Here is a 22,359-nt window from a genome sequence, read left to right as displayed (position 1 = left end):
AGAAGCGAGGGTGACTGATTACTGGGCGACTGCCTGCTCGTCGGCGAACTCCTCGGCGAGTTCGTCCAGGTCGTCGCCAGTGACCCACATGGTGAAGGCGACTGAGCCACCCGTGATGAGACCCATCGTGAGACCGAGTTTCTTGTTGCTAAACAGCGACGCGACGAGGCTCGCGACGACGAACGCGATACCACCGCTCTTCAGGGACTTCGAGGCTGATGCCATGGAAGAATCTACGGCGTCTCCTGTGAAAAATATGTCTACTCGGGGCGGGTGGAAGAAAGCGAAGTGGAGCGAAAATAGAGCGAGTTCGACCGATTACTGCGGACTCGGACTGCCACTCCCGCGGCCGACCTGCCGTTCGAGCGCAGAGCCGGTGATATTCTTCAGGCGGTCCACGAGTCCGTCTTTCTCGGGTTCGCCCGCGAGTGCCACTTCCAGCACTTCGCTGATGTGGCTGACTGGGATGATTTCGATCTGTTCTTCGAACTCCTCTTCGATCATCACGTCGTCTTCGTTTGCCGCCGGGATGATGACGCGGTCGAGACCGACCTTCGCGGCGGCCTCGATTTTGTGCGTCACACCGCCGACCGGCAGCACGTCGCCGCGGACCGACAGCGAGCCGGTCATGGCGAGGTCCTGCTCGACGGCGATGTCTTCCAGCGCGCTGATGACGGCCGTCGCGACCGTAATCGACGCGGAGTCGCCGTCAACGCCCTGCTGGCCCGCTTGGACGAACTGGATGTGAACGTCCTTCTCGGAGATGTCCTCGTCGCTGAACTTCTTGATGATGGCCGAGACGTTCTGCACTGCTTCCTCTGCCATCTCTTTCAGTTGACCAGTGGCGATGACCTGACCGGGGCCCTGCGAGGGCGTGACCTCCGCCATCACGGGGAGGACGATACCGGAGTCCTCGCCCATCACGGCGAGTCCGTTGACGCGGCCGACGACTTCGCCCTTGTTGACGGTTAGCTCGTAGTCCTTGCGCCGCTCGATGTAGTCGTCTGCCACCTGCTGTTCGATGGAGCGACTGCGGCGCTTGGCTTCGAGCACGTCGTGGCGCTCGGTCTGGTCTTTGTTCTCTGCGCGTGCGATGTCGCCTGCGACGCGGACGAGACCACCGAGGTCACGCAGTTTGAGCGTGAGGTGGTCTTTGCGGCCCGAGCGGCGCTGGGCTTCGAGGATGACCTCCTCGATTGCCTCTTCCGTGAAGTGGGGGAGACGCCCGTCCTTCTCGACCTCTTGGGCGATGAACCGGGCGTACTTCCGGCGCATCTCGGGGGTGTCTTCGATGGTGTCGTCCATGTACACCTCGTACCCGTAGCCCTTGATACGACTGCGGAGCGCGGGGTGCATGTTCTCCATCGCGTCCATGTTCCCCGCCGCAATCATGATGAAGTCACAGGGGACGGGTTCGGTCTGGACCATCGCGCCCGAGGAACGCTCGGACTGGCCCGTAATCGAGAACTCGCCCTCCTGAATCGCGGTCATCAGCTTCTGTTGGGACCGGATGTCGAGGGTGTTGATCTCGTCCACGAAGAGGACGCCCTTGTTGGCCTTGTGAATCGCGCCGGGTTCGACGCGGTCGTGGCTGGGCGTCTCCATCCCACCGGACTGGAACGGGTCGTGGCGAACGTCGCCGAGCAGGGCACCCGCGTGGGCACCGGTCGCGTCCTCGAACGGCGCGGTGGTCTGGTCGGCGGTGTTGACCAGCAGGTTCGGAATCATCGCGTCGCTCCCGCGCGACCCGTAGCGGAACGCGAGGTAGATGACACCCGCTGCGAGGATGCCGAGCAGCGGTTGGGTGGCGATAAGGAGCGAGTAGCCAACCACGATGGCGATGATGACCCACATCAGGAACGAACGCATCTGGTTGCGCTTGCGCGCTTCCTCTTTGTGGGCGTCGATAATCTGCTCGCCCTTCCCCGCGGGGACGGTTCGAACCTTCGGTTCGTTGCCGTCGTCGGGGTTGTGGTAGACGAGTACGTCCTGGAGGTCTTCCTTGGGGAGCAGTTCGCTCATCGCTTTCGCCAGCATCGACTTCCCGGTCCCGGGAGAGCCGATCATCATCACGTGGCGGCGCTGTTTGGCCGCCTTCTGAACGACGTCTCGGGCGTGGTCCTGCCCGATGACTTGGTCCACCAGTCGGTCGGGGACCTCTATCTCTTCGGTCGTTTCGATCTCCAAGCCGCCGAGCAGGTCGTCTTCTGCGACGTCCTCGTCTGCGATGTCGGTAGCGACGTCGCTTCCGAGGTCTTCGAAGTCGGAACCGTCTTCCTCCTCCTCGAAGTCCGAACCTTCCTGTTCGGTCTCGAAGTCCGAGCCCCCCTGCTCTTCCTTCTGCTCACGCGGTTGCTCGCGCTCACGCGTCTGCTCCGGCGGTGGAGCGTCGTTATCGGTATCGTTACTCATAGAACCGTCCTGTACGTATCAGAATTGAGGGGTGGAGAACTGATATACTTTCTCCCTCGATTCGGGCGGGGCGGTTACCTCCGACTCACCGAAAGAGCGACTGAAAAACGTGTTTCGGGCATTCGGGCCGACTCGCCACCCTTATAAAACGCGACCGTACAACGTACAGTATGACTCGCGGGTTCTACATCGGACGCTTCCAGCCGTACCACAACGGCCACCACAGCGTGGTCGAGCGCATCTCCGAGGAAGTGGACGAACTCGTTCTCGGAATCGGGAGTGCCGGGGACTCCCACACTCGCCACGACCCGTTCACGGCGGGCGAACGCATCATGATGATCACCAAGTCGCTGGTGGATTCGGACCTCGTCACCTACGCGGTCCCCATCGAGGACTTGGACCGTAACTCCGTCTGGGTGAGCCACGTCCAGAGCATGAGTCCAGACTTCGACGTGGCCTACTCGAACAACCCACTCGTGATTCGACTGTTCGAGGAAGCGGGCGTCGAGGTTCGTCAGTCGCCGATGTTCAACCGCGAAGTTCTAGAGGGCACGGAAGTCCGGGACCGCATGATTTCGGGCGACAATTGGCAGAAGCTCATGCCGGACCCCGCGGTAGAAGTCGTCGAGGAAATCGACGGCATCGACCGAATTCAGCAGGTCAGCGATTCGGACTCGAACGGGAAGTAGCGGTACTCAAACGGCACGATTCTACCGCACTCTATCGAAGACGGTACACTGACACCGACCGCACACTCGCCGGTTCCGTCGATACGTCTTTCCACAGTCGTGGCACCGCCACGTCGGGCGAAGTACGTCGAATACGTCGAGTTTCGACCTGAGGGATTTCGAGTTCATGCGATAGGTACGATTCAGGCGGACAAGTCCGTGTCGCACGAGTACAGGAGCAGTAAGCTGCGATTCCGGGGTCGCTTGCGGGGTGGGTCGAGGTTGATGTCAGACGAGTGTCGAGACGCGGGACCGACCCACCTCACCGGAGATGTTTACTCGGTAGAGAATAAATCTTTTTATCTCCGCCGTTCGTAGGGGAGTCTATGAAAGCAGTCGTCATCCGACGCGGCGAGAACGCCCCCACGGTCGCGGACGTGCCTCGCCCCGAACCAGAGCGCGGGGAGGTGTTGGTGAAGACACTTCGAGTCGGCGTCGATGGGACAGACCACGAAGTCATCGAGGGGAGCCACGGCAGTTTCCCAGCGGGCCAAGACTATCTGGTCCTCGGCCACGAAGCGGTCGGCGTGGTCGAAGACGCCAACGGCACGTCGTTGGAAGCAGGCGATATCGTCGCACCGACCGTCCGTCGCCCGCCGGACGATGGCACCAACGAGTACTTCGAGCGTGGCGAGGCCGACATGGCACCCCCGGACGAGTGCGTCGAGCGTGGTATCGACGGCGCACACGGGTTCATGGCCGAGTACTTCACGAGTCCCGCAGAGACGCTGGTCTCCGTGCCCGACGAACTCGCGGAGTGGGGCTTCCTGGTCGAACCCATCAGCATCTCGGAGAAGGCCATCGAACACGCCAACGCCTCGCGGTCGGCGTTCGAGTGGAATCCCGACTCGGGACTCGTCCTCGGCAACGGCAGTCTCGGCTTGCTCACGCTGGCGATGCTCGACCAGCGAGGGTACGAGCGAACCTACTGTCTCGGACGGCGCGACCGACCGGACCCGACCATCGACATCATCGAGGAACTCGGCGGGACGTACATCGACTCGCGCGTGACGCCCGTAGACCAGATTCCCGACGCCCACGAGTCGATGGACTTCGTCTACGAGGCGACTGGCTACGCGAAGCACGCTTTCGAGACAATCGAAGCCCTCGCACCCGGCGGCGTCGGTGCCCTGCTCGGCGTGCCGGAACCGTGGGAGTTCGAAATCGACGGCGGGAAGTTGCACAAGGAGTTCGTGATGAACAACAAGGCGCTCGTCGGGAGCGTCAACTCGGGTGTGGACCACTTCGAGGCGGCAGTCGAGACGCTCGCCGACCTTCCCTCGTGGCTTCTCGAAGACCTCGTTACCGGGGTCTACGAGTTAGACGACTACGAGGCAGCATTCCGCGACGACGAAACGACAATAAAGACGGCAGTCCAATTCAATCAGATATGAAGAACATCGACGACCTCATCGAGAGCGCGGCAGAGTTGGCCGACCAAGGGCTATCGAAGGGCGAAATTGCGGACGAACTGAACGTTTCGCGCGAGACCGCCAGTTGGCTGGTCGAACGCAGTGGGTCGGGCGCACCCACGACCACGCCGGAACCGGCCGAGACGGGCGGTCCCCACGACATCCACGTCGATTGGTCGGCGCTCGGCCGCGACAGCACGCGCCTCCACCACGCGGCGGCCGCGATGGCCGACCTGCTCGCCAAACAGGGCGAGGAAGTAGACCTGACCATGGGCATCGAGAAGGCTGGCGCACCCCTCGCCACGAGCGTCGCGCGCGAACTCGATACGGACCTCGGCACCTACGCACCCCGCAAGCACCAGTGGGAGGAGGGCGACATCGAAGACCTCGGTGGCACCTTCTCGCGCAACTTCGCCCAGATTCGCGGCCGGGAGTGTTACGTCGTGGACGACACCATCACCAGCGGCACCACGATGAAAGAGACGGTCGAAGCCATCCGCAACGAGGGTGGCACCCCTGTGGCGTGCTGTGTCCTCGTGGACAAGCAGGGCGTCGAAGAAGTCGAGGGCGTGCCGGTCCACTCGCTCATCAACGTCGTTCGCGTCGGCAACGACGAATAATACTGTCGGCTGTAGTTCTGTCAAGTGGGGGTACGCAATAGGCGGTGCTTGCGCCCACGAGACAGGGAGATTCTCCCGACGATCTTCACGAGGTTACAGCCGACAGTATAGTCAACGCAACTTCTTTGCCCCGTGGGCGTCTATCGTCGGGTATGACTTTCCAGCGCGAGAGCGAACTGACCGAGGAGGAGGCCGAAACGAAAGTCGAGTCGGTTCTCTCGGAGAACGACGTCGTCCTGTTCATGAAGGGCAACGAACTGATGCCGCAGTGTGGCTACTCCCAGCGCGCGCTCGAACTCGTCACGAAGTACCGCGACGACTACGAGACCGTAGACGTACTGAAGGCACTGCCTGAGTACCGAGCGGCATTGGAAGCAGAGAGCGGTTGGGAGACCATTCCCCAGACGTTCGTGAACGGCGAATTCGTCGGCGGAAGCGACGTACTGAACGAACTAGACGAACGAGGCGAACTCGAAGAGACGTTGAACGCCTGACGTTGTTGCGACCGTCGCAACGAGGACTAAAAGAGTAGGTCATATATGTTCGGACCTCCTACATACAGGTGTATCACGCCGCCAGCCGGGAACTCATAGATATCTCACAAATGACGGGGCAAGTATATCGACTTCATTCGACACTCGAACTGCCGCTAGAGACCGTTTACGACCACTTTGAAGCGGATCCAGACCTCCCACCGGAGGTCGCTAGCGTAGACATCACCCGGCGCAAGAACACGCTCATCATCAGCGCGGTCTCTGACGACGAGAGCATCAGCAAGTACACGCCGACGGCGCAACTAAAGGCGAGCATCTCCGAGACGCGCGTCTTCACCGAGGAAGAAGAGGAACTGCGCAACGGCCCGCGCTGGGGTGAAGACGGCGAAGAGGAAGAAGAGCGCGACGAACCGCTCGGCGAACTCATCGAAGTCGCGGCGTTCAAGGGCGACCGAGAGACCGTCCTCCAGAACACCGCGCTCCAGTACCCGATGTTCCTCGTCCTCTGTGACATTGCGCGCCTCGCGGAGAAGGGGACGCTGACCGCTATCGCCGAACTTGACGGCGAACTGCAAGCGACCCGCATCGTGGAAGGAGAAGACCGGCCCGCCACCATCGAAGTCGTGGAGGGTCCCAACGCCAACAGTTCCTCCTCCAGCGGTGTCAACTGGCGAGACAACGAGTTTATCTAACGCGACCTTTTTCTGCGTCGGGTGCGCTGAGGGCCGAAGGCCCTCGCGCACCACTCCTTGAAAAACGTCGATGAAAAAGTCACTCAGAGAAATCTGTGCGCGCCGCGCACAGATTTCTCGCGTGTAGTTCGTGCTGGACTTCTCCGCACCGCAATCTGCGCTGGTCTGTTCACCGCAACCGCACGCAACCGCACAGCGACCGCACAGCGACTGCACCGCAACCGCAGAGCGACCGCCACCGCGCGTCCCATGCCCGAGCGTGCCGAACCCTGCGATTTCTCCGCGCGCCAGCGTCGTTTAAATACTAGTGACGAGCGGTAACTACTGTCATCCTGCCACAAACTTAATGCAGATAGATAACGTATTTTGAATATCTGCAGTGGTAAATCGCCGTAGGGCGGCCCTTCACGGCAGTTTTCTCCGCCTGAACCACGGGACAGCCGAAAAGCACTTTACCGTGGTAATTATATCTAATTACGTACGATGCCGGAAGACTTCCCGAACTACGTAGACGTGGACTACACCGACGGCGAAGGAGAAGACCCCGAGGACTACGCTTCGATGGAGCACAAGATCGAGAAGGCCATCGAAGTGACCAAAGAGGGTCTCGAACAGTACGAAAACCCGGCCGTGATGTGGACCGGTGGGAAAGACTCGACGCTCACCCTCTACTTCATCAAAGAGGTCGCCGAGAAGTACGACCTCGAAATCCCGCCCGCGGTCTTCATCGACCACTACCAGCACTTCGACGAAATCCACGACTTCGTTGACAAGTGGGCTGAGGAGTGGGACCTCGACGTGGTCTACGCGCGCAACGAAGACGTCGGCGCGTACGTGGACGAACACGGTCTGACGCCGGGCGACGACATCGAAATCTCGGAACTCAGCGAACACAACCAGCACCACGTGCGCAACCTCCTCGAATACGAGGAAGACACGTTCCCGTTCCTGCTGGACACCTACGTCGGCAACCACCTGCTGAAGACGGTGGCGCTCAACGACGCCCTCGAAGAGTACGACATCGACGGCGTCATCTCCGGCGTCCGCTGGGACGAGCAAGACGCCCGCGCGGACGAGACGTTCTTCAGCCCGCGCCACGACCCCGACATCTACCCGCCCCACGACCGCATTCAGCCGATTCTCCACTTCGACGAGCGCGCGGTCTGGGACTGCTTCTGGCACTTCGTCGTGCCGGACACCGTGGAAGACTACCCCGACGAGGGCTACGTCCCCGAGTCCGGCGACGACCTGCCGAACGGCCTGACGAACGACGACATCCCAATCAGTCCGAAGTACTTCGCAGGCTTCCGCTCGCTTGGTAGCGAAGTCAGCACCGAGAAGTCCGACGAAGAGCCTGCGTGGCTCCAGGACCTCGAAGACACCACCGAGCGCGCTGGCCGCGCACAGGACAAAGAAGACCTGATGGAGCGACTCCGAGACCTAGGCTACATGTAAGACAACCTTTTGCTGCGCTCGAAATCGCAAACCGCGCGATTTCTCGCTGGCAAAACGTTGATGAAAATCACGTCGTCACCCCCGACAGAGCGCGCGGAGCGCGCTCTTCCGGGGGTTCCTCGGACGCGCTCGCTCCGGCGAGGCGCGCAGAGCGCGCCTCGCCTGCGCTCGCGGTAGAGTAGTTGGTGTTTCCGCACCGCCTGACCAAAACCCGTTTTCGCTCCTTTCTTCGGTCGAGTAGCGGCGCGTGATTCTATCGGTGGGTCGCTCTGTACTCGCCGTGTTTGACGCCCAGTGCGAGCGTGACGACTCCGAACACCGCCAGTCCGCCGAGGACCATCATCACCGTACTAGTCGTCATCGGACTCATGAAAGTGCCAACCGCGAGGATGCCGAACAGTACGACGAACGCGATTGCCGTAGTAGTCGTGTCGAACTCCATGTGAGCCAGTCAGGACGAAGACGGCAAAAGGATTGCTCCGATTCCAGCAAACCGAAAATGAACTACCTACTCGCTCTTGGGCCGCACCACGTTCGCCAGCGTGACGAAGAAGCCCAGTAGCCAGCCAGCAGGCACCGCGATGCCGAACCACATCCCGACGTAGCCGAACCCTTCCAGCGCGAACTCGTCGCGAAGGAACTGGTTGATGTTCCCGACGGCCAACACGTTGTCCAGTAGCCAGACGGCCAGCGTGTAGCTCTTGGGCAAAATTGCGTCGCCGAGCGTCGGCGAGTAGAGCGCCGCGACGACGGGCGGCAGGAAGATAGCCGTCATGGCGAACGGATACGCGAGGACGACGGTCGTGACTCGGCCGCCGTACTTGCCGGTGAGATACGCCAGTGCCGCCGCAACTGTGGCGACACCACCTGCCGCGGCGACCGCGATGAAGCCGCTCTCGGAGAATCGCAATCTAGCGAGCGCAGTCAACCCACCCCAGACGAGCAGCGAGAGGAGGACGACGCCGACGACGCCCAGTCTGGTCGCCGTGCCGTCTATCTTCCGTGTGTAGTAGCGGGCCGCGAAGCCGAACAGTGCCAGCGGGTAGAGGAGTGCAACGACGAAGGTGCCGACCGCGCTCCACGTTTTGTACGCCACGCGTCCGGAGGTCGAAGACGGCGACCACTTCCCGAGGACGGTGTTACTCGCCCCGCGTTGGCGCGGGAAGAACAGTTCCATCCAACTCTCGTGCAAGCGTTCCAGGTCGTACCGGATCGCCCCCACGAATCCGGTGTTCGCTCTGCTGTGCATCTTCGCTATTTCATACGTGACGCCGGATATGAAGTTTCGGGGTTCTTCGGCCCTACCAACCATCCCAAAGTAGGTTCGGGGAGTGCATCGGTGTCTCCCACGACGTGCGCGCTGAGCGCGAATCTTTATAAGGCCTCCACTGATGTATCCGGGAAGACAGCAATGGGCGACCGCATTCGCGTGCTATTAGTCGACGACGACGAGGCAGTCGCGGACCTCACGGCGACGTATCTACGGCGGGTTGGCGAAAACTTAGAGCCGACTATCGAGACGAACCCCACGACGGCTCTGGACCGGCTAGCCAACGAGCGCGTCGATTGCGTCGTCAGCGACTACGACATGCCCGAGATGAACGGATTAGCGTTTTTCGAACAGGTTCGGGAGTTAGACCCCGACCTGCCGTTCGTCCTGTTCACCGGCAAAGGAAGCGAGGAGATAGCGAGCGAAGCCATCTCGGCCGGCGTCACCGACTACCTCCAGAAGAGCACCGGCACCGAGCAGTACGAGATGCTGGCCAACCGCGTCGAGAACGCCGTCGCCCAGCACCGCGCCGAAATTGAGGCCGCCGAAGCGAGCGAGCAGACGCGTCGTCTCTTCGAGCGTGTCACGGACGCCTTCTTCGCTCTGGACGACGACTGGCGGTTCCGGTACGTCAACGAGCGCGCCGCCGAGTTGTTCGGACAAACACGCGAGGAGCTACTCGGGTCGGACATCCGCGAGACGTTCCCAGACGGCAATGAAGGGAAATTCCACGAAGCCTACGAGAGGGCCTTCGAAGAGCAGGTGGCGACGACCGTCGAATCGACGCTCGTGGTCGATTCCGAGCGGTGGGTCGAAGCGAGGGCCTATCCCGCCGAAGACGGCATCTCGGTCTACGGCCGCGACGTGAGCGAGCGCAAGCAGATGGAATCGGAACTTCGGGAGACCAAAGGAAAAATCGAGTCGCTGTACGACGTCGCTGCGCGAGCGGTGTCGTGTACGACCGAGCAAGAGATTTACGACCTCGCAGTCGCTGCGGCAGAGGACATCTTGGCGTTCGACCTCTGCATGGTCGATGCCGCCGAAGGTGACGAACTCGTCCCTAAGGCCGTCTCGAAAGGCGTTCCGACCGACGGCTACTACGAGACGACGACTCTCGACGCTGACGACAATATCGTCGCAGCAGTGTTCCACAGCGGCGAGTCGAACCTCGTCCACGACGTGGACGACGGAGACCACGACGCCGCGGAGAGCCAGTACCGGTCGGCACTGACGGTCCCGCTCGGCGAGTTCGGCGTCTTCCAAGCGGTTTCGGAGGAACCGAATGGTTTCGACTACGAGGACCGCGAACTGACGGAACTCCTCGTGGCCCACCTCACGGAAGCACTGCGGCGCATCGACTCGGAGCGCGAACTGCGGGCCGAGCGCGACCGGTTCGCCGCGCTGTTCGAGAACGTGCCCAACGCCGTCGTCAGTTGCGTCTACGACGACACTCAAGAGCCACGCATTCGCGCGGCCAACCCCGCCTTCGAGGAGACGTTCGGCCGTGACGCGAGCGAACTCGTCGGCGAACCGCTGGACGACATTATCGTCCCGCCGGAGAGAGAACGGGAGGCAGACGACATCAACGAGCGCGTCCGCGAGGGCGAGTGCGTCGATGGCATCGAACTCCGCCGCGGCACCGACGGCGACGTTCGGGACTTCCTGTTCCACACCGACGCCATCGAGGTGGACGGTGACACCGAAATCGTCAGCGTCTATACGGACATCACCGACCAGAAAGAGCGCGAGCGCGAACTCGCCCGCCAGAACGACCGCTTGGACGAGTTCGCGAGCGTCATTTCACACGACCTGCGCAATCCGCTGAACGTCGCACAGGGTCGCTTCGAGATGCTAGCCGAAGACGTAGACGACAACCCTCACGTCGAACCGCTCGAACGCGCGCTCGACCGGATGGACGCGTTGGTCGCGGACGTGTTGACCCTCACGCGGCAGGGCGACACCGTCACGGAGACCGAACCGCTCGAACTCCGGACGATTGCTACCGACGCGTGGGCCACCGTAGACACGGCAGACGCCACGCTCCGAATCGACGGCGAGACGAGTATCGAAGCGGCTCCGGGTCGGTTGCGTCAGTTGCTGGAGAACCTGTTTCGGAACAGCGTCGAACACGGTTCGACAGGCAGTGAGACCGAGTCTCACGACGCCGTGGAGCATAGCTCCACGAGCAATCAGGCTTCGCCTGATAACGTTGTCGAACGTGGTTCGACAGCCCGTGAGACAGAGTCTCACGACGCCTTCGAACGCGGCGGTGGCGACGTGACGGTTACGGTCGGCCCCCTCGACGATGGAGGCTTCTACGTCGCCGACGACGGACCGGGCATCGCGCCGGACGAACGAGAGCAGGTGTTCGACCACGGCTACACCACCGCCACGGACGGCACCGGCTTCGGTCTGGCCATCGTCTCGGACATCGCGGAGGCCCACGGCTGGTCGGTCGCACTGACCGAGAGCGAGAAGGGTGGCGCGCGATTCGAGATTCGGGAGTGAGCGAGACTCCGAAGGAGTCTCGCTACTTCCGAAAGACTCACTTCGTTCGTCTTTCGACGTTCGCAATTCTACGAATTGCTCACCACCGTCGAAGCAAGCTTCGACGAGGTTCGTTTCGCTTCGCTCAACTCACCACGGCGCGAAGTCCGGGTCCACCTCGCGTGCGTGCTCGCCTAACCCCTCTATCTTCCCGACGTCCTCCTCGTCCAATCGAACGTCGAGCGCGCCGTAGTTGTCCCGAATGTGGTCTTCGCCGGTCGCCTTCGGAATCGCGGCCACCCCGTCCCGCTGGAGGAGCCACGCAAGACTCACTTGCGCGGGACTCGCGTCGTGTTTCTCGGCGACGTCCCGAATCGTCGGGTCGTCGAACACGCGCCCGCGGGCCAGCGGCGAGTACGCGACGACGTTCACGTCGTGTTCCCGGCAGTGACCGAGTAACTCGTCTTGCTGGAGGTACGGGTGCATCTCGACCTGGTTGGCGAAGACGGGAGCGTCCAGTACGTCTCGCGCAGTATCGACGTGTTCCGGTTCGAAGTTGCTGACGCCGACGTTGTGAATCAGCCCCTCGTCGCGCAGTTGGTCGAACGCTGGGAGCGTGTCTTCGGCGTCGTACTCGTTGACGGGCCAGTGGACGTACAGCAGGTCTACGTACTCGACGCCGAGTCGGTCGAGGCTCTCTTTGGCCGTCTCGATGACGTCGTCGTGACTGAGGTTGCTCGTCCAGATTTTCGTGGCGAGGAAGACGTCGTCACGAGGGACGTCCGCCGCCGCGAGTCCCTCGCCGACGTACTCCTCGTTGTCGTAGATTTGTGCGGTGTCGATGTGGCGATACCCCATCTCCAGCGCCGTTCGAACGCTGTTCGCACACTGTTCGGGGTCGGTGTTCTGCCACGTGCCGAGTCCGAGTCGCGACATTCCGTCGAGTCGGAACTCCTCGTCGGTGTCCGTCTGAGCCATAGTACCTACACGTTCGGCGAGCGCACCAAAAGCGATTACGGCGGCGGAAAAGTAGCGTGCTACCGTAACGTCGTCGAACGTCGTCTCGAAACGACAAACTACCACATTTATGAGATGTAATATAAATAATTAGATATGGTCGAACCGATGCTGTACGCGTTGCCCATCGACCCAGAGAAGGTCGGGCGACTCCGGGAGTACTTCGAGGCGTTGAGCGACGAGACCGACCTGTTCGAGCGGGGACTCGAACTGGAGGGGATGTTCAGCGAGGCGGCGTGGCTCGACGACAGCGGAGACGACCCGACGCTGTACTACTACATGGAGGCCAGCGACGACTACCCACCGGACATGGACCTCTCGGACATCGAGGACGACGAACTCGTCGAGTTGAATCGCGAACACCAACTCCTCTTCGAGACGGTCTGTACCGAGGGTGCCGAACTGCGCGAACTCGACCAGTTGTTCTTCGCATCGACGCTCGACCGGAACGAGTGAGACGAAAACGAGTGAGACGGGGGCAACCGACTCGCACGCAAATCACACAGCGTCTTCGAAGACCACGTCGAGCGACTCGTTCTCGCCGATTCGAACGACGATGCTGTCGAACCCTTCGCCGGTCGTGTGCGTCTCTGTCTCCGGCGACCGGTCGTCCAGTCGAACCGTCACTTCGTAGCGCCGCGTGCCGAACAGACCGGGACCGGGAAGCGTCTTCTCGATGGTCACGTCACCGGGGTCGGTGGCACCGTCTTCCCGCTCCGTGACTGACGACACTTCGACCGTCCGACGCACTCGCTGATCTCCATCGACGCGGACGACGAGGGCGACGGTGTGCGACTCGGCGTGCCAGTTCTGGACTCGGATGCTCTCTACGTCCTCGGGCGTTTCGTCCGTGCAACCGGCGAGTGAGAGTGAGAACGGGACCGCCATCGAACGGAGGAGGGCGCGGCGCGACCTGTCCATGCCGAAGCCTGTCAGTCGAACTGCAATACCTCTTGTGTTGGAGACTGGGTAAGTCAACTTCGCGTCGAAGCACGCGAAAACGACGGTCTATCCGCTTACCGCTTCCGAAACGGCTTTTCTGTCACAGTCACCCTCTTCGGTGTGAACGAGGAGAAACTGCAGTTCTACGCGCTGTATCTGACACGCTTTGCCGCCGGGTTCGGCTTCATCACGCTCGTGACGCTGCTGCCGACCTACGTCAACCTCTTCGACGCGACCGGTCTCGTCGTCGGACTGTTCACGACGGCGTTCACACTCTCACAGACCGTTGCAACTGTGCCGCTGGCGTGGGCGGGCGACCGCGGCGACAAGCGACTCGTTCTCGCTGGCTGTCTCGGCCTCGGCATTCTGAGCTACGTCGCCTTCGCGTTCGTCTCCTCGCCCGACCACTCCTCGCTGGAGTTCATCCTCGTTCGTGCTCTGCAAGGCGTCGCAATCACCGGGTCTGGGTTGATGTCGCTCGCTCTCGTCGGCGAACTCGCGCCTGCCGACCAGCGCGCCAACTACATCGGCAAGGCCAACGCGTGGCGCTTCGCCGCCGGAATTCTAGGTAGTCTGAGCGCGGGCGGTCTCTATCAACTCTATGGGTTCGACGCCGTCTACGCGGTCCTCGTCGCGCTTCTCCTGCCCGCCATGGTCGGCGTCTGGTACTTCCTCGACGCCGACGACACGTCGATTCGAGGCAACCCCTTCTCTGACCTCGCGTTCAACGAACGACTCCTCACGCTCACAAGTTTCCGCGCCCAGTACGCTGTCGCCGTGACGCTCGTTCGGACGTGGGTGCCACTCTACGCGGGCGTCGAGGCAGCACAGGGCGGTCTCGCGTATGCCCCAATCGCGGTCAGCGTCGTCCTCACAGCCGAGAAGTTGACGAACATGCTCTGTCAACCCTACACCGGTCGCTGGTCCGACCGCGCTGGACGCTCGCTGTTCGTCTTCGTCGGCGGCGGGTTCTACGGACTGGTCGCGCTTGCGGTGCCGTTCGCCCCCGCAATCGGCGACTTCCTCGGCCTACCAGGGACCTATCCCTTCCTCGGGCCGCTCTCCGCGGCGTTCCTTCCGTTGGTCGCGCTGAACGGCCTGCTCGGAGTCGCAGACAGCATCCGCGAACCCGCCAGCATGGCGCTGTTCGCCGACGAGGGGACAGACGACGGGAGCGTCGCGTCGAGTTTCGGCATCCGGGAACTCGTCTGGCGACCCGGGAGCGTCGTCGCGCCGATGATCGGCGGCCTGCTGATGGACACCGCCGGAATGCAGTGGGTGTTCTTCGTCGGTGCGTTCGCCGCGTTCAGCGGCATCTTCACCTTCCTCGGCGTGCTGTCGCGGACACACGGGGCGGAAGCACTGACTCGCTGGTAGTCGGCATTGACTCGCTAGTAGCAGGTTCGTTCTGACAATTTCTCAGCGAATCGACTACTTCGCCGCGAAACGTTCGTATGCTACAATAGGATATTAGGTCCCTTATTTGGGATTAACACGTCCTAATACATTCAGGGGTATCCTCTTAAGGGAAAACGAGTAGGTTGTCCACATGCACGAGTATCCAGAGCCATCCGACTCCGGGGACCAACGACTGCTCGCAAACCCCACCGACGAGCGGTCGAACTGTGGTCTCGGGGTCGTCATGGACCTCGAAAACGAAGGCAGCCACGACGTACTCGCAGACAGCCTCGACCTGCTCGCCAACCTCGAACATCGCGGAACGACCGGTGCCGAAGAGAACACTGGCGACGGTGCTGGCGTCCTCATCCAGAAGCCCCACGCCTTTTTCGCCTCCGAAGTGCCGACTCTGCCTGCCCCCGACGAGTACGCCGTCGGGACGTTCTTTCTGCCGCACGACGACGAGGCTCGCGCGAACCTGAAATCTCTCTCTGAAGCCGTTCTCGCCGACGACGGTCTCGACTGCTTCCACTGGCGCGAAGTGCCGACGGACAACGCCGACCTCGGCCAGACCGCACTCGATTCGGAGCCGACCGTCTGGCAGGCGTTCGTCAAGCCCGAAGGAACACTTTCGACCGAGGAGTTCGACACCAGCCTCTACGTCGCTCGGCGCGCGCTCGAGCAGGCAGTCGAGGAGCGCGACCACGGCGACAGGGCCGACCGCTTCTACGTCTGCTCGCTCGACCGCCAGACCGTCGTCTACAAGGGACTGCTAAAGGGCGAGCAACTGGCTGGCTACTACCCGGACCTCACGGATTCGCGCGTCGAGACGGTGTTCTCGATGGTCCACGCTCGCTTCTCGACCAACACGCTCGGCGCGTGGCACCTCGCACACCCCTACCGCAACGTCGTCCACAACGGCGAGTTCAACACCGTCCGAGGCAACGTCAACTGGATGCGCGCCCGCGAGACGGCCCTCGAAGCGGAGCACTTCGACGCCGACCGGGTGACGCCCATCGTCGCCGACCCCGACGGAAGCGACACGGCCGCCGTGGACAACGCCGTCGAACTCCTCCAACAGGGCGGCCGCGACCTGCCCCACGCCCTCCGGATGCTCGTGCCCGAAGCGTGGAGAAACGAAGCGGGAATGTCGGGCGCTCGCCGGGAGTTCTACGACTACCACGCCTCGCTGGTCGAACCGTGGGACGGCCCCGCGCTCGTCGCGGCGACCGACGGCGAGCGAGTCGGCGCGGTGCTGGACAGAAACGGTCTACGCCCCTGCCGCTACGACGTGACGACCGACGATAGAGTCGTCCTCGCCAGCGAAGTCGGCGCGCTCGACTTGGACGAGAGCGAAGTTCGCGAACGCGGCCGTCTCGAACCCGGCCAACTGTTCCTCGCAGACCCCGAGGAAGGTCGCGTCGTCCCCGACGAAGAAGTGTTCGAGGACCTCACGGACGACAAGTACGGCGAGTGGGTCGAGAACGAGCAAGTCGAACTGAGTGCCGAGGACGACTCGACCGCCGAGAAGGGAGACGACCTGCGCGCCCGACAAGCCGCGTTCGGCTACACCCACGACGAACTCGACAACCTGCTCGAACCGATGGCAGAAGGTGGCAAGGACCCCGTCGGGTCGATGGGCGACGACACGCCGCTCTCGGTGCTGTCGGAGTTCAACCGACCGCTGTTCTCCTACTTCAAGCAACTGTTCGCGCAGGTGTCGAACCCACCCATCGACTACCTCCGCGAGGAGTGCGTGACGAGTCTGGAGACGCGTCTCGGTCGCCAGCGCAACTTGCTGGCCGAGTCGCCAGAGCACGCCCGCCAACTCGTCCTCGATTCGCCCGTGCTGACCGACGCCGAGACGGTGGCGCTCAAGGACGGCGAACTTCCCGTCGAGAGTATCGACGTCACGTACGACGCCGAAGCCACCGACCTCGAAACCGCCGTCGAGCGCGTCCGCGAGCGAGCGCAGGAAGCAGTCGAGTCCGGCGCGGAAGTCGTCGTCCTCTCGGACGAGGGAATTAGCTCCGAGCGACTGGCGATTCCGAGTCTGCTCGCGACCGGCGCGGTCCACCACCACCTCGTCCGCGAGGGACTCCGCACGCACGCCGGGCTCGTCGTGGAGTCGGGCGACCCCCGGACGGTCCACCACCTCGCCTGCCTCGTCGGCTACGGTGCGGGCGCGGTGAACCCCTCGCTGGCCTACGAGACCATCGCCGACATCGTCGCTGGCCCGGACGGTATGGACGAGTCTGCGGCCATCGATGCCTACGTCAAAGCCCTCGAAGACGGCCTGCTGAAGACCATGTCGAAGATGGGCATCTCGACCGTCGAGAGCTACCGCGGGGCACAAATATTCGAGGCGGTCGGTCTCGATTCAGACTTCGTCGCCGAGTACTTCGAAGGCACCGAGAACCGCACGGAGGGCATCGGCGTCGCCGAAATCGAAGCCGACCTGCGCGAGCGTCACGAGACTGCATTCGGGTCTGGCGACGATGACCAGAGCGAAGACAGCGAGTTAGAACGCCAAGGCGAGTTCGAGAACCGAACCGGTGGCCGGTTCCACCAGTGGAACCCTCAGACGGTCGGCACGCTCCAGAAGTCAGTTCGCGAGGGCGACTACGCCCAGTATCAGGAGTTCGCCGAGCAGATCAACGACCAGAACGAACAACTCCAGACCCTGCGCGGCCTGCTCGACTTCGACGCGAGCGAGCGCGAGTCGATTCCCATCGAAGAAGTCGAACCTGTCGGCGACATCGTGCAACGCTTCTCGACGGCGGCGATGAGCCTCGGGTCGCTGAGTCCGGAGGCACACGAGAACAACGCCATCGCGATGAACCGCCTCGGCGCGAAGTCCAACACCGGCGAGGGCGGCGAACCGCCCGAGCGGTTCGACACCGAGCGCGAGTGCAACATCAAGCAGGTCGCCTCGGGGCGCTTCGGCGTCACCAGCGGCTACCTCGCCAGCGCCGACGAACTGCAAATCAAGATGGCCCAAGGCTCCAAGCCCGGCGAGGGCGGCCACCTGCCGGGCCACAAGGTCAACGAGATGATTGCACACGTCCGCCACGCGACGCCCGGAGTCGGACTCATCTCGCCGCCGCCCCAGCACGACATCTACAGCATCGAGGACCTCAAGCAGTTGGTTCACGACCTCAAGGCGGCCAACGAGGACGCCGACGTGAACGTCAAGTTGGTCTCGGAAGCCGGAATCGGCACCATCGCGGCAGGCGTGGCGAAGGCCAACGCCGACGTGGTCCACATCTCCGGCCACTCCGGCGGCACGGGCGCGAGTCCGCGAACGTCCATCAAGCACGCTGGCCTGCCGTGGGAACTCGGTCTCGCCGAAGCGAACCAGATGCTCCGCCAGACCGGCCTGCGCTCTCGCATCAAGGTCACCGTAGACGGCGGCATGAAGACCGGCCGCGACGTGGCAATCGCCGCCCTGCTGGGCGCTGAGGAGTACAGTTTCGGCACCGGGAGCCTCGTCACCAGCGGGTGCGTGATGGCTCGCCAGTGTCACGAGAACACCTGTCCGGTCGGCATCGCCACCCAGCGCGAGGACCTGCGCAAGCGGTTCCCCGGCGAACCCGACCACGTCATCAACTACATGACGTTCATCGCCCAGGAGTTCAGAGAAATCATGGCCGAACTCGGCTTCGAGACGGTCGAGGAGATGGTCGGCCACGTCGAGTGCCTGCAACAGCAGGAGACCGACCACCCGAAGGCTCGCGGACTCGACCTCTCGGCGGTGTTGGCAGACCCCGGCACCGGCGCACGGACGAAGACCGAACCCCAGACGCACGAAATCGACGACCACCTCGACCGGACACTGCTCGCCTCTGGGGGAGACGCAATCGAACGCGGTGACCCGGTCGTCCTCGAAGGCGAACTGAGCAACGAGGACCGCGGCGTCGGCGCGATACTCTCGAACCGCATCTCGCAGGCCCACGGCGTCGAAGGGCTCCCGGACGGCACCGTCTCTTGTCGCTTCGACGGCACGGCGGGCCAGAGCTTCGGCGCGTTCCTGCAATCGGGCGTCGATATGCACCTCCGCGGGGCCGCGAACGACTACCTCGGTAAGGGCCTCTCCGGCGGCCGCATCGCCGTCTCGACGCCCGCAGACGCCGCCTACGACCCCACCGAGAACGTCGTGGTCGGCAACGTCGCGCTGTACGGTGCGACCGACGGCGAACTCTACGTCAACGGTCGCGCGGGCGAACGCTTCGGCGTCCGCAACTCCGGGACGAAGGCCGTCGTGGAAGGCGTCGGCGACCACGGCTGTGAGTACATGACCGGCGGCGTCGTCGCCGTGTTGGGCGACACCGGGAAGAACTTCGCGGCCGGGATGAGCGGTGGCGTAGCCTATGTCCTCGATTCGGAGGACGACTTTGCAGGCAAGGCCAACACCGGCATGGTCAACCTCGAAGCTGACCTCTCCGAGCGCGACGAGCACGTCCTGCGCCGTCTCGTGGAGAACCACGCGGCCTATACCGGGAGCGAACGCGCACAGGAACTACTCGACGACTGGGAGACTGCGCTCTCGCAGTTCGTGAAGGTGATGCCCGAAGCCTACGAGCGCGCCGTCACCGAAGAAGGCCGCGAAGACGTGCGCAACTCCCCGCCGCCGCGGGCGGGTGGACGTGAAGGCGAAGACGTGACGGCCGTGCCGGGTCGTGCAGACTGAGAGCAGACTACAGATACGCCGCGTCCCAGCGCACCGGCTTCTTCGTATTCCCGCAGTCGTTGCACTCCAGTCGCTCCATCGTGTCCATCGCGTTGTCGAAGCTCTGGCAGTTCGAGCAGTACCAGCCGTAGAGATTCTCGCCGTCTTCGTCGCTGTACGCCGCGAAGAACGGAGCTTCAGAGCCGCGCTCGCTCTCTGCCCAGTTGACGTACAGCGTTCGGTCGCCGACTTCGTGGACTTCGAACTGCTCGGCACCCTGCTGGACGTAGACGTTCTCGACGTAGCTCTCGCCCGCAATTTCGGTCTCGCGGTCGGTCGTCTTCTCGAAGCCGTGTTCCTCGTAGAAGCGGTTGCCGCTCTCGTTGCCCGCGAGCACTTCGGCGGCGACGCGCTCGACGCCGCGGTCCGAGAGCATGGCTTGGGTCTGTTTCAGGAGCGTCGAGCCGATTCCTTGGTCGCGGTGAGTCGGGGCGACGTGAATCCAGAGGATGTTCCCCGCCGGATTTTCGGAGAGTACCGCACTTTGGGAGAAGCCGACGAGGTCGCCGCCAGCGACCGCGACGAGGTAGAGCATCCCGTCGGTGTCGAGTTCCGCTTCGACCGTCTCGTCGCCGTACCACTCTTCGACGGCGTGCTCGATGACGTCGTCGTCGAGAACGTCGCCGTAGGACGCGCCGAGCGAGTCTGCCGCGACCCGCCGGATGCCCTCGACGTCCCCTGTCTTCGCCTCGCGGATTTCGATGCCGTCGGACTCGGCGTTGCTCGGAACCATACGTATCTGTATTCGACGTTATTAGTGATAAACGTTGTACCCAATTCCCGTTCGACGGCGAAAAAGTAATCGTACTACCGAATATTGTTCCAATAGATTGTATATTTGACTGTCTAAGGTGTATAATTGGACAGTTAAAAATCCGGAGAGGTGCGGGTGGGCGAGCGTGGTCAGACGCTCGCAGAGTCGTTTGCGACGATTCCCTTGCGGTCGCCGTTGATAGCCACGACGGTTACCTCCACGCGCTCGCCATCCGAGAGCGCGATGGAGCTGCCGTTCGCAGAGCCGCGGGTCGTCAGACCGGTCGAATCGACGCGGACCGCGTCACCGACCGCGTTGAGCGTCACGATTGCCGTACGGTCGCCGATAGCTAGTTGGACACGGAGTTGCTCGGCGTCCACGTTGGCTGTCCACGTGACGGTCACACTCTCTTCGCCGATGTCGATATCTGCGGTCGCTTGGGCCGGAGGGGACGGCGACGAAGTCGCCATCCCGGTCAGCGCGGTACCGACGGTCGCCGAGAGGGCGACCGTGAGGACGACCACTAAGACGGCACCGACGAGCGGTGCCGACCAGTTTTCGGCTTCGAGTAGCTGGCTCGGGTTCATCGTGCAGTTCGCTACCCGCTCGACTGTTGGCCGTCGAGAGACGTTATTATAGAGATGTTAAGGCGGTTACGACGGCGGTTTTAGGGTCGGTAGCCCGCGTCGATTTCGCGGACAGTATCGACTCCGACCGGGCCGTCAGCACCGACCGATTCCCGTAGCGTTTTCGCACCGGAAGCCGAACTGTTGGACTCGCTGACGCAGTTTTCATTCTCTTCCGGAGTCGCCACGGTTTTGACTCGACCGTTCGTGGTCCCGGTATGGACACTGCGCTCGTCATCGGCGGCACGCGATTCATCGGCCGCCACCTCGTCTCGGACCTGCTGGACCACGACTACGACGTGACCATCTTCAATCGGGGGAACCACGACAATCCCTTCGCGGACGATGAACACGTCACGCACGTCGAAGGCGACAGGACCAACGAGACGGCGCTTGAACTAGCCAAGGAGCGAGTCGAACCGGACGCCGTCTTCGACTGCGTAGCCTACGCACCCCGCGAGGTCCGGGCCGCGACGGAGATTTTCTCGGACGCCGAGGCGTACGTCTACATCTCCAGCGGCGACGCCTACGGCAACGAGGAGATTCCCAAGCGGGAGGGCGAGACCGAACTGCGGCCCTGTTCGGCCGAGCAAGCCACGGACGACTCGGGCGACTCCTACGGCAACCGGAAGGCGGAGGGCGACCGCGCAATCTTCGAGGCCGCAGAACGCGGCGTCAACGCGTTCAGCGTCCGGCCCTGCATCGTCTACGGCCCCCACGACTACACCGAGCGACTGGACTACTGGATTGAGAGAGTGGCAAGCTACGACCGCGTCGTCGTGCCGGGCGACGGCGACAACGTCTGGCACCGCGCGTACGTCGAGGACGTGGCGAGCGCGCTCCGTATCGTCGCCGAGGAGGGCACCCCCGGAGAGTGCTACAACGTCGGCGACCGGCAACTAGTCACGATAGACGAGATGCTAGAACTCATCGCGGAGGCACTCGACACGGATCTCGAAATCGTCCACGCTGGGCGGAACGAACTCGCGGCCGCCGACCTCTCTCCCGACGACTTCATCCTCTACCGGGACTACCCGCACGTCCTCGACACGGACAGACTGGCCAATCTTGGCTGGGACTCGACGCCGCTCGCCGAGGCGATGGAGCGCACCGTGGTCGAGCATCTGGAGAGCGACCGCGACGGCGCGGAGTACGACCCCGGCCGAGAAGCGGAGGAGCGAGTTTTGGGTGTCTTAGAGACTCTTTGAGTAGGTCATTCGGAAAGAGTTGGCCGCGGCCTGATATTTGAAGGTTCGTACCAGTTTGACTCCGAACCTCTTTCTTGAATTTTGACCGACGAACCGGCGTGTTCAGTCGCGGCGT

General features: G+C 62.8%; 20 protein-coding genes. 11 read left to right on the top strand and 9 right to left on the bottom strand.

All coding sequences use genetic code 11. From position 1 onward, the window contains the following. Positions 1–18: 18 nt before the first annotated feature. Together F7R90_RS11990 and lonB are read right to left on the bottom strand one after the other, a co-directional pair. On the bottom strand, positions 19–225 hold the full coding sequence (locus F7R90_RS11990; RefSeq protein WP_158057660.1) for a hypothetical protein: 207 nt from the start codon (positions 223–225) through the stop codon (positions 19–21). A gap of 93 nt (positions 226–318) precedes the next feature. Continuing rightward, positions 319–2,412 (bottom strand): ATP-dependent protease LonB, encoded by a 2,094-nt coding sequence (gene lonB, locus F7R90_RS11985; protein ID WP_158057659.1) that lies wholly within the window; start codon positions 2,410–2,412, stop codon positions 319–321. Between the two features lie 170 nt (positions 2,413–2,582). Between lonB and F7R90_RS11980 the strand changes: the two genes are divergently transcribed. The 6 genes from F7R90_RS11980 to F7R90_RS11955 all read left to right on the top strand — a co-directional run bounded on the left by F7R90_RS11980 (position 2,583) and on the right by F7R90_RS11955 (position 7,813). After that, positions 2,583–3,101, top strand: a complete 519-nt coding sequence (locus F7R90_RS11980; RefSeq protein ID WP_158057658.1) for a nicotinamide-nucleotide adenylyltransferase — start codon at positions 2,583–2,585, stop codon at positions 3,099–3,101. A gap of 365 nt (positions 3,102–3,466) precedes the next feature. Then, positions 3,467–4,534: a glucose 1-dehydrogenase gene (locus F7R90_RS11975; protein WP_158057657.1), complete on the top strand. Its 1,068-nt coding sequence runs from the start codon at positions 3,467–3,469 to the stop codon at positions 4,532–4,534. Beyond that, positions 4,531–5,172 carry a transcriptional regulator GfcR gene (gene gfcR, locus F7R90_RS11970; protein WP_158057656.1) on the top strand — a complete coding sequence of 214 codons (642 nt, stop codon included), beginning with the start codon at positions 4,531–4,533 and terminating at the stop codon, positions 5,170–5,172. Before F7R90_RS11975 ends, gfcR begins: the two co-directional genes overlap by 4 nt. Before the next feature lie 152 nt (positions 5,173–5,324). Next, positions 5,325–5,666 carry a glutaredoxin family protein gene (locus F7R90_RS11965; protein ID WP_158057655.1) on the top strand — a complete coding sequence of 114 codons (342 nt, stop codon included), beginning with the start codon at positions 5,325–5,327 and terminating at the stop codon, positions 5,664–5,666. Positions 5,667–5,776: 110 nt separating this feature from the next. After that, the gene (locus F7R90_RS11960) at positions 5,777–6,358 is read left to right on the top strand and encodes a DUF7110 family protein (protein ID WP_158057654.1); all 582 of its coding nucleotides are present in this window, start codon (positions 5,777–5,779) and stop codon (positions 6,356–6,358) included. Positions 6,359–6,841: 483 nt separating this feature from the next. Continuing rightward, on the top strand, positions 6,842–7,813 hold the full coding sequence (locus F7R90_RS11955; protein ID WP_158057653.1) for a phosphoadenosine phosphosulfate reductase family protein: 972 nt from the start codon (positions 6,842–6,844) through the stop codon (positions 7,811–7,813). 253 nt (positions 7,814–8,066) lie between these two features. Here F7R90_RS11955 and F7R90_RS11950 read toward each other — a convergent pair whose 3' ends face one another. Beyond that, positions 8,067–8,255: a DUF7333 family protein gene (locus F7R90_RS11950; protein ID WP_158057652.1), complete on the bottom strand. Its 189-nt coding sequence runs from the start codon at positions 8,253–8,255 to the stop codon at positions 8,067–8,069. Positions 8,256–8,321: 66 nt separating this feature from the next. Further along, positions 8,322–9,062 carry a hypothetical protein gene (locus F7R90_RS11945; RefSeq protein ID WP_158057651.1) on the bottom strand — a complete coding sequence of 247 codons (741 nt, stop codon included), beginning with the start codon at positions 9,060–9,062 and terminating at the stop codon, positions 8,322–8,324. Between the two features lie 162 nt (positions 9,063–9,224). On the opposite strand from F7R90_RS11945, the gene F7R90_RS11940 reads away from it, so the two are divergent. Beyond that, the gene (locus tag F7R90_RS11940) at positions 9,225–11,591 is read left to right on the top strand and encodes a PAS domain S-box protein (RefSeq protein ID WP_158057650.1); all 2,367 of its coding nucleotides are present in this window, start codon (positions 9,225–9,227) and stop codon (positions 11,589–11,591) included. Positions 11,592–11,720: 129 nt separating this feature from the next. Here F7R90_RS11940 and F7R90_RS11935 read toward each other — a convergent pair whose 3' ends face one another. Continuing rightward, complete coding sequence (locus F7R90_RS11935; RefSeq protein WP_368408504.1) at positions 11,721–12,548, bottom strand: aldo/keto reductase; 828 nt, start codon at positions 12,546–12,548, stop codon at positions 11,721–11,723. Positions 12,549–12,683: 135 nt separating this feature from the next. Here F7R90_RS11935 and F7R90_RS11930 point away from each other — a divergent pair, with 135 nt between their 5' ends. Next, entirely contained in the window at positions 12,684–13,043 is a 360-nt protein-coding gene (locus F7R90_RS11930) for a DUF6176 family protein (RefSeq protein WP_158057649.1), read from the top strand. Positions 13,044–13,085: 42 nt separating this feature from the next. On the opposite strand, the gene F7R90_RS11925 is transcribed toward F7R90_RS11930, so the two are convergent. Next, positions 13,086–13,508: a hypothetical protein gene (locus F7R90_RS11925; RefSeq protein WP_158057648.1), complete on the bottom strand. Its 423-nt coding sequence runs from the start codon at positions 13,506–13,508 to the stop codon at positions 13,086–13,088. A 141-nt stretch (positions 13,509–13,649) separates the two neighbouring features. On the opposite strand from F7R90_RS11925, the gene F7R90_RS11920 reads away from it, so the two are divergent. After that, positions 13,650–14,906 carry an MFS transporter gene (locus tag F7R90_RS11920; RefSeq protein WP_158057647.1) on the top strand — a complete coding sequence of 419 codons (1,257 nt, stop codon included), beginning with the start codon at positions 13,650–13,652 and terminating at the stop codon, positions 14,904–14,906. Between the two features lie 172 nt (positions 14,907–15,078). Next, entirely contained in the window at positions 15,079–19,617 is a 4,539-nt protein-coding gene (gltB, locus tag F7R90_RS11915; protein WP_158057646.1) for a glutamate synthase large subunit, read from the top strand. A 7-nt stretch (positions 19,618–19,624) separates the two neighbouring features. Here gltB and F7R90_RS11910 read toward each other — a convergent pair whose 3' ends face one another. The 3 genes from F7R90_RS11910 to F7R90_RS22215 all read right to left on the bottom strand — a co-directional run bounded on the left by F7R90_RS11910 (position 19,625) and on the right by F7R90_RS22215 (position 21,224). Then, positions 19,625–20,389, bottom strand: a complete 765-nt coding sequence (locus tag F7R90_RS11910) for a GNAT family N-acetyltransferase (protein WP_225741161.1) — start codon at positions 20,387–20,389, stop codon at positions 19,625–19,627. A 170-nt stretch (positions 20,390–20,559) separates the two neighbouring features. Beyond that, positions 20,560–20,997: a hypothetical protein gene (locus F7R90_RS11905; protein ID WP_158057645.1), complete on the bottom strand. Its 438-nt coding sequence runs from the start codon at positions 20,995–20,997 to the stop codon at positions 20,560–20,562. 80 nt (positions 20,998–21,077) lie between these two features. Beyond that, on the bottom strand, positions 21,078–21,224 hold the full coding sequence (locus F7R90_RS22215) for a hypothetical protein (RefSeq protein WP_192498299.1): 147 nt from the start codon (positions 21,222–21,224) through the stop codon (positions 21,078–21,080). Between the two features lie 30 nt (positions 21,225–21,254). Here F7R90_RS22215 and F7R90_RS11900 point away from each other — a divergent pair, with 30 nt between their 5' ends. After that, entirely contained in the window at positions 21,255–22,244 is a 990-nt protein-coding gene (locus F7R90_RS11900; RefSeq protein WP_158057644.1) for an NAD-dependent epimerase/dehydratase family protein, read from the top strand. Positions 22,245–22,359: the final 115 nt, after the last annotated feature.

The sequence above is a fragment of the Halorussus halophilus genome (genome assembly GCF_008831545.1).
GTDB lineage: Archaea > Halobacteriota > Halobacteria > Halobacteriales > Haladaptataceae > Halorussus > Halorussus halophilus.
Note: the sequence above shows the minus strand (reverse complement) of the source record. Positions and strands in the feature narration are given on the sequence as shown.

Excerpts from the sequence above, each read along its gene's own strand:
- F7R90_RS11990 (WP_158057660.1), bottom strand. The coding sequence starts at position 225 with ATGGCATCAGCCTCGAAGTCCCTGAAGAGCGGTGGTATCGCGTTCGTC.
- lonB (WP_158057659.1), bottom strand. The coding sequence starts at position 2,412 with ATGAGTAACGATACCGATAACGACGCTCCACCGCCGGAGCAGACGCGT.
- F7R90_RS11980 (WP_158057658.1), top strand. The coding sequence starts at position 2,583 with ATGACTCGCGGGTTCTACATCGGACGCTTCCAGCCGTACCACAACGGC.
- F7R90_RS11975 (WP_158057657.1), top strand. The coding sequence starts at position 3,467 with ATGAAAGCAGTCGTCATCCGACGCGGCGAGAACGCCCCCACGGTCGCG.
- gfcR (WP_158057656.1), top strand. The coding sequence starts at position 4,531 with ATGAAGAACATCGACGACCTCATCGAGAGCGCGGCAGAGTTGGCCGAC.
- F7R90_RS11965 (WP_158057655.1), top strand. The coding sequence starts at position 5,325 with ATGACTTTCCAGCGCGAGAGCGAACTGACCGAGGAGGAGGCCGAAACG.
- F7R90_RS11960 (WP_158057654.1), top strand. The coding sequence starts at position 5,777 with ATGACGGGGCAAGTATATCGACTTCATTCGACACTCGAACTGCCGCTA.
- F7R90_RS11955 (WP_158057653.1), top strand. The coding sequence starts at position 6,842 with ATGCCGGAAGACTTCCCGAACTACGTAGACGTGGACTACACCGACGGC.
- F7R90_RS11950 (WP_158057652.1), bottom strand. The coding sequence starts at position 8,255 with ATGGAGTTCGACACGACTACTACGGCAATCGCGTTCGTCGTACTGTTC.
- F7R90_RS11945 (WP_158057651.1), bottom strand. The coding sequence starts at position 9,062 with ATGCACAGCAGAGCGAACACCGGATTCGTGGGGGCGATCCGGTACGAC.
- F7R90_RS11940 (WP_158057650.1), top strand. The coding sequence starts at position 9,225 with ATGGGCGACCGCATTCGCGTGCTATTAGTCGACGACGACGAGGCAGTC.
- F7R90_RS11935 (WP_368408504.1), bottom strand. The coding sequence starts at position 12,548 with ATGGCTCAGACGGACACCGACGAGGAGTTCCGACTCGACGGAATGTCG.
- F7R90_RS11930 (WP_158057649.1), top strand. The coding sequence starts at position 12,684 with ATGGTCGAACCGATGCTGTACGCGTTGCCCATCGACCCAGAGAAGGTC.
- F7R90_RS11925 (WP_158057648.1), bottom strand. The coding sequence starts at position 13,508 with ATGGACAGGTCGCGCCGCGCCCTCCTCCGTTCGATGGCGGTCCCGTTC.
- gltB (WP_158057646.1), top strand. The coding sequence starts at position 15,079 with ATGCACGAGTATCCAGAGCCATCCGACTCCGGGGACCAACGACTGCTC.
- F7R90_RS11910 (WP_225741161.1), bottom strand. The coding sequence starts at position 20,389 with ATGGTTCCGAGCAACGCCGAGTCCGACGGCATCGAAATCCGCGAGGCG.
- F7R90_RS11905 (WP_158057645.1), bottom strand. The coding sequence starts at position 20,997 with ATGAACCCGAGCCAGCTACTCGAAGCCGAAAACTGGTCGGCACCGCTC.
- F7R90_RS11900 (WP_158057644.1), top strand. The coding sequence starts at position 21,255 with ATGGACACTGCGCTCGTCATCGGCGGCACGCGATTCATCGGCCGCCAC.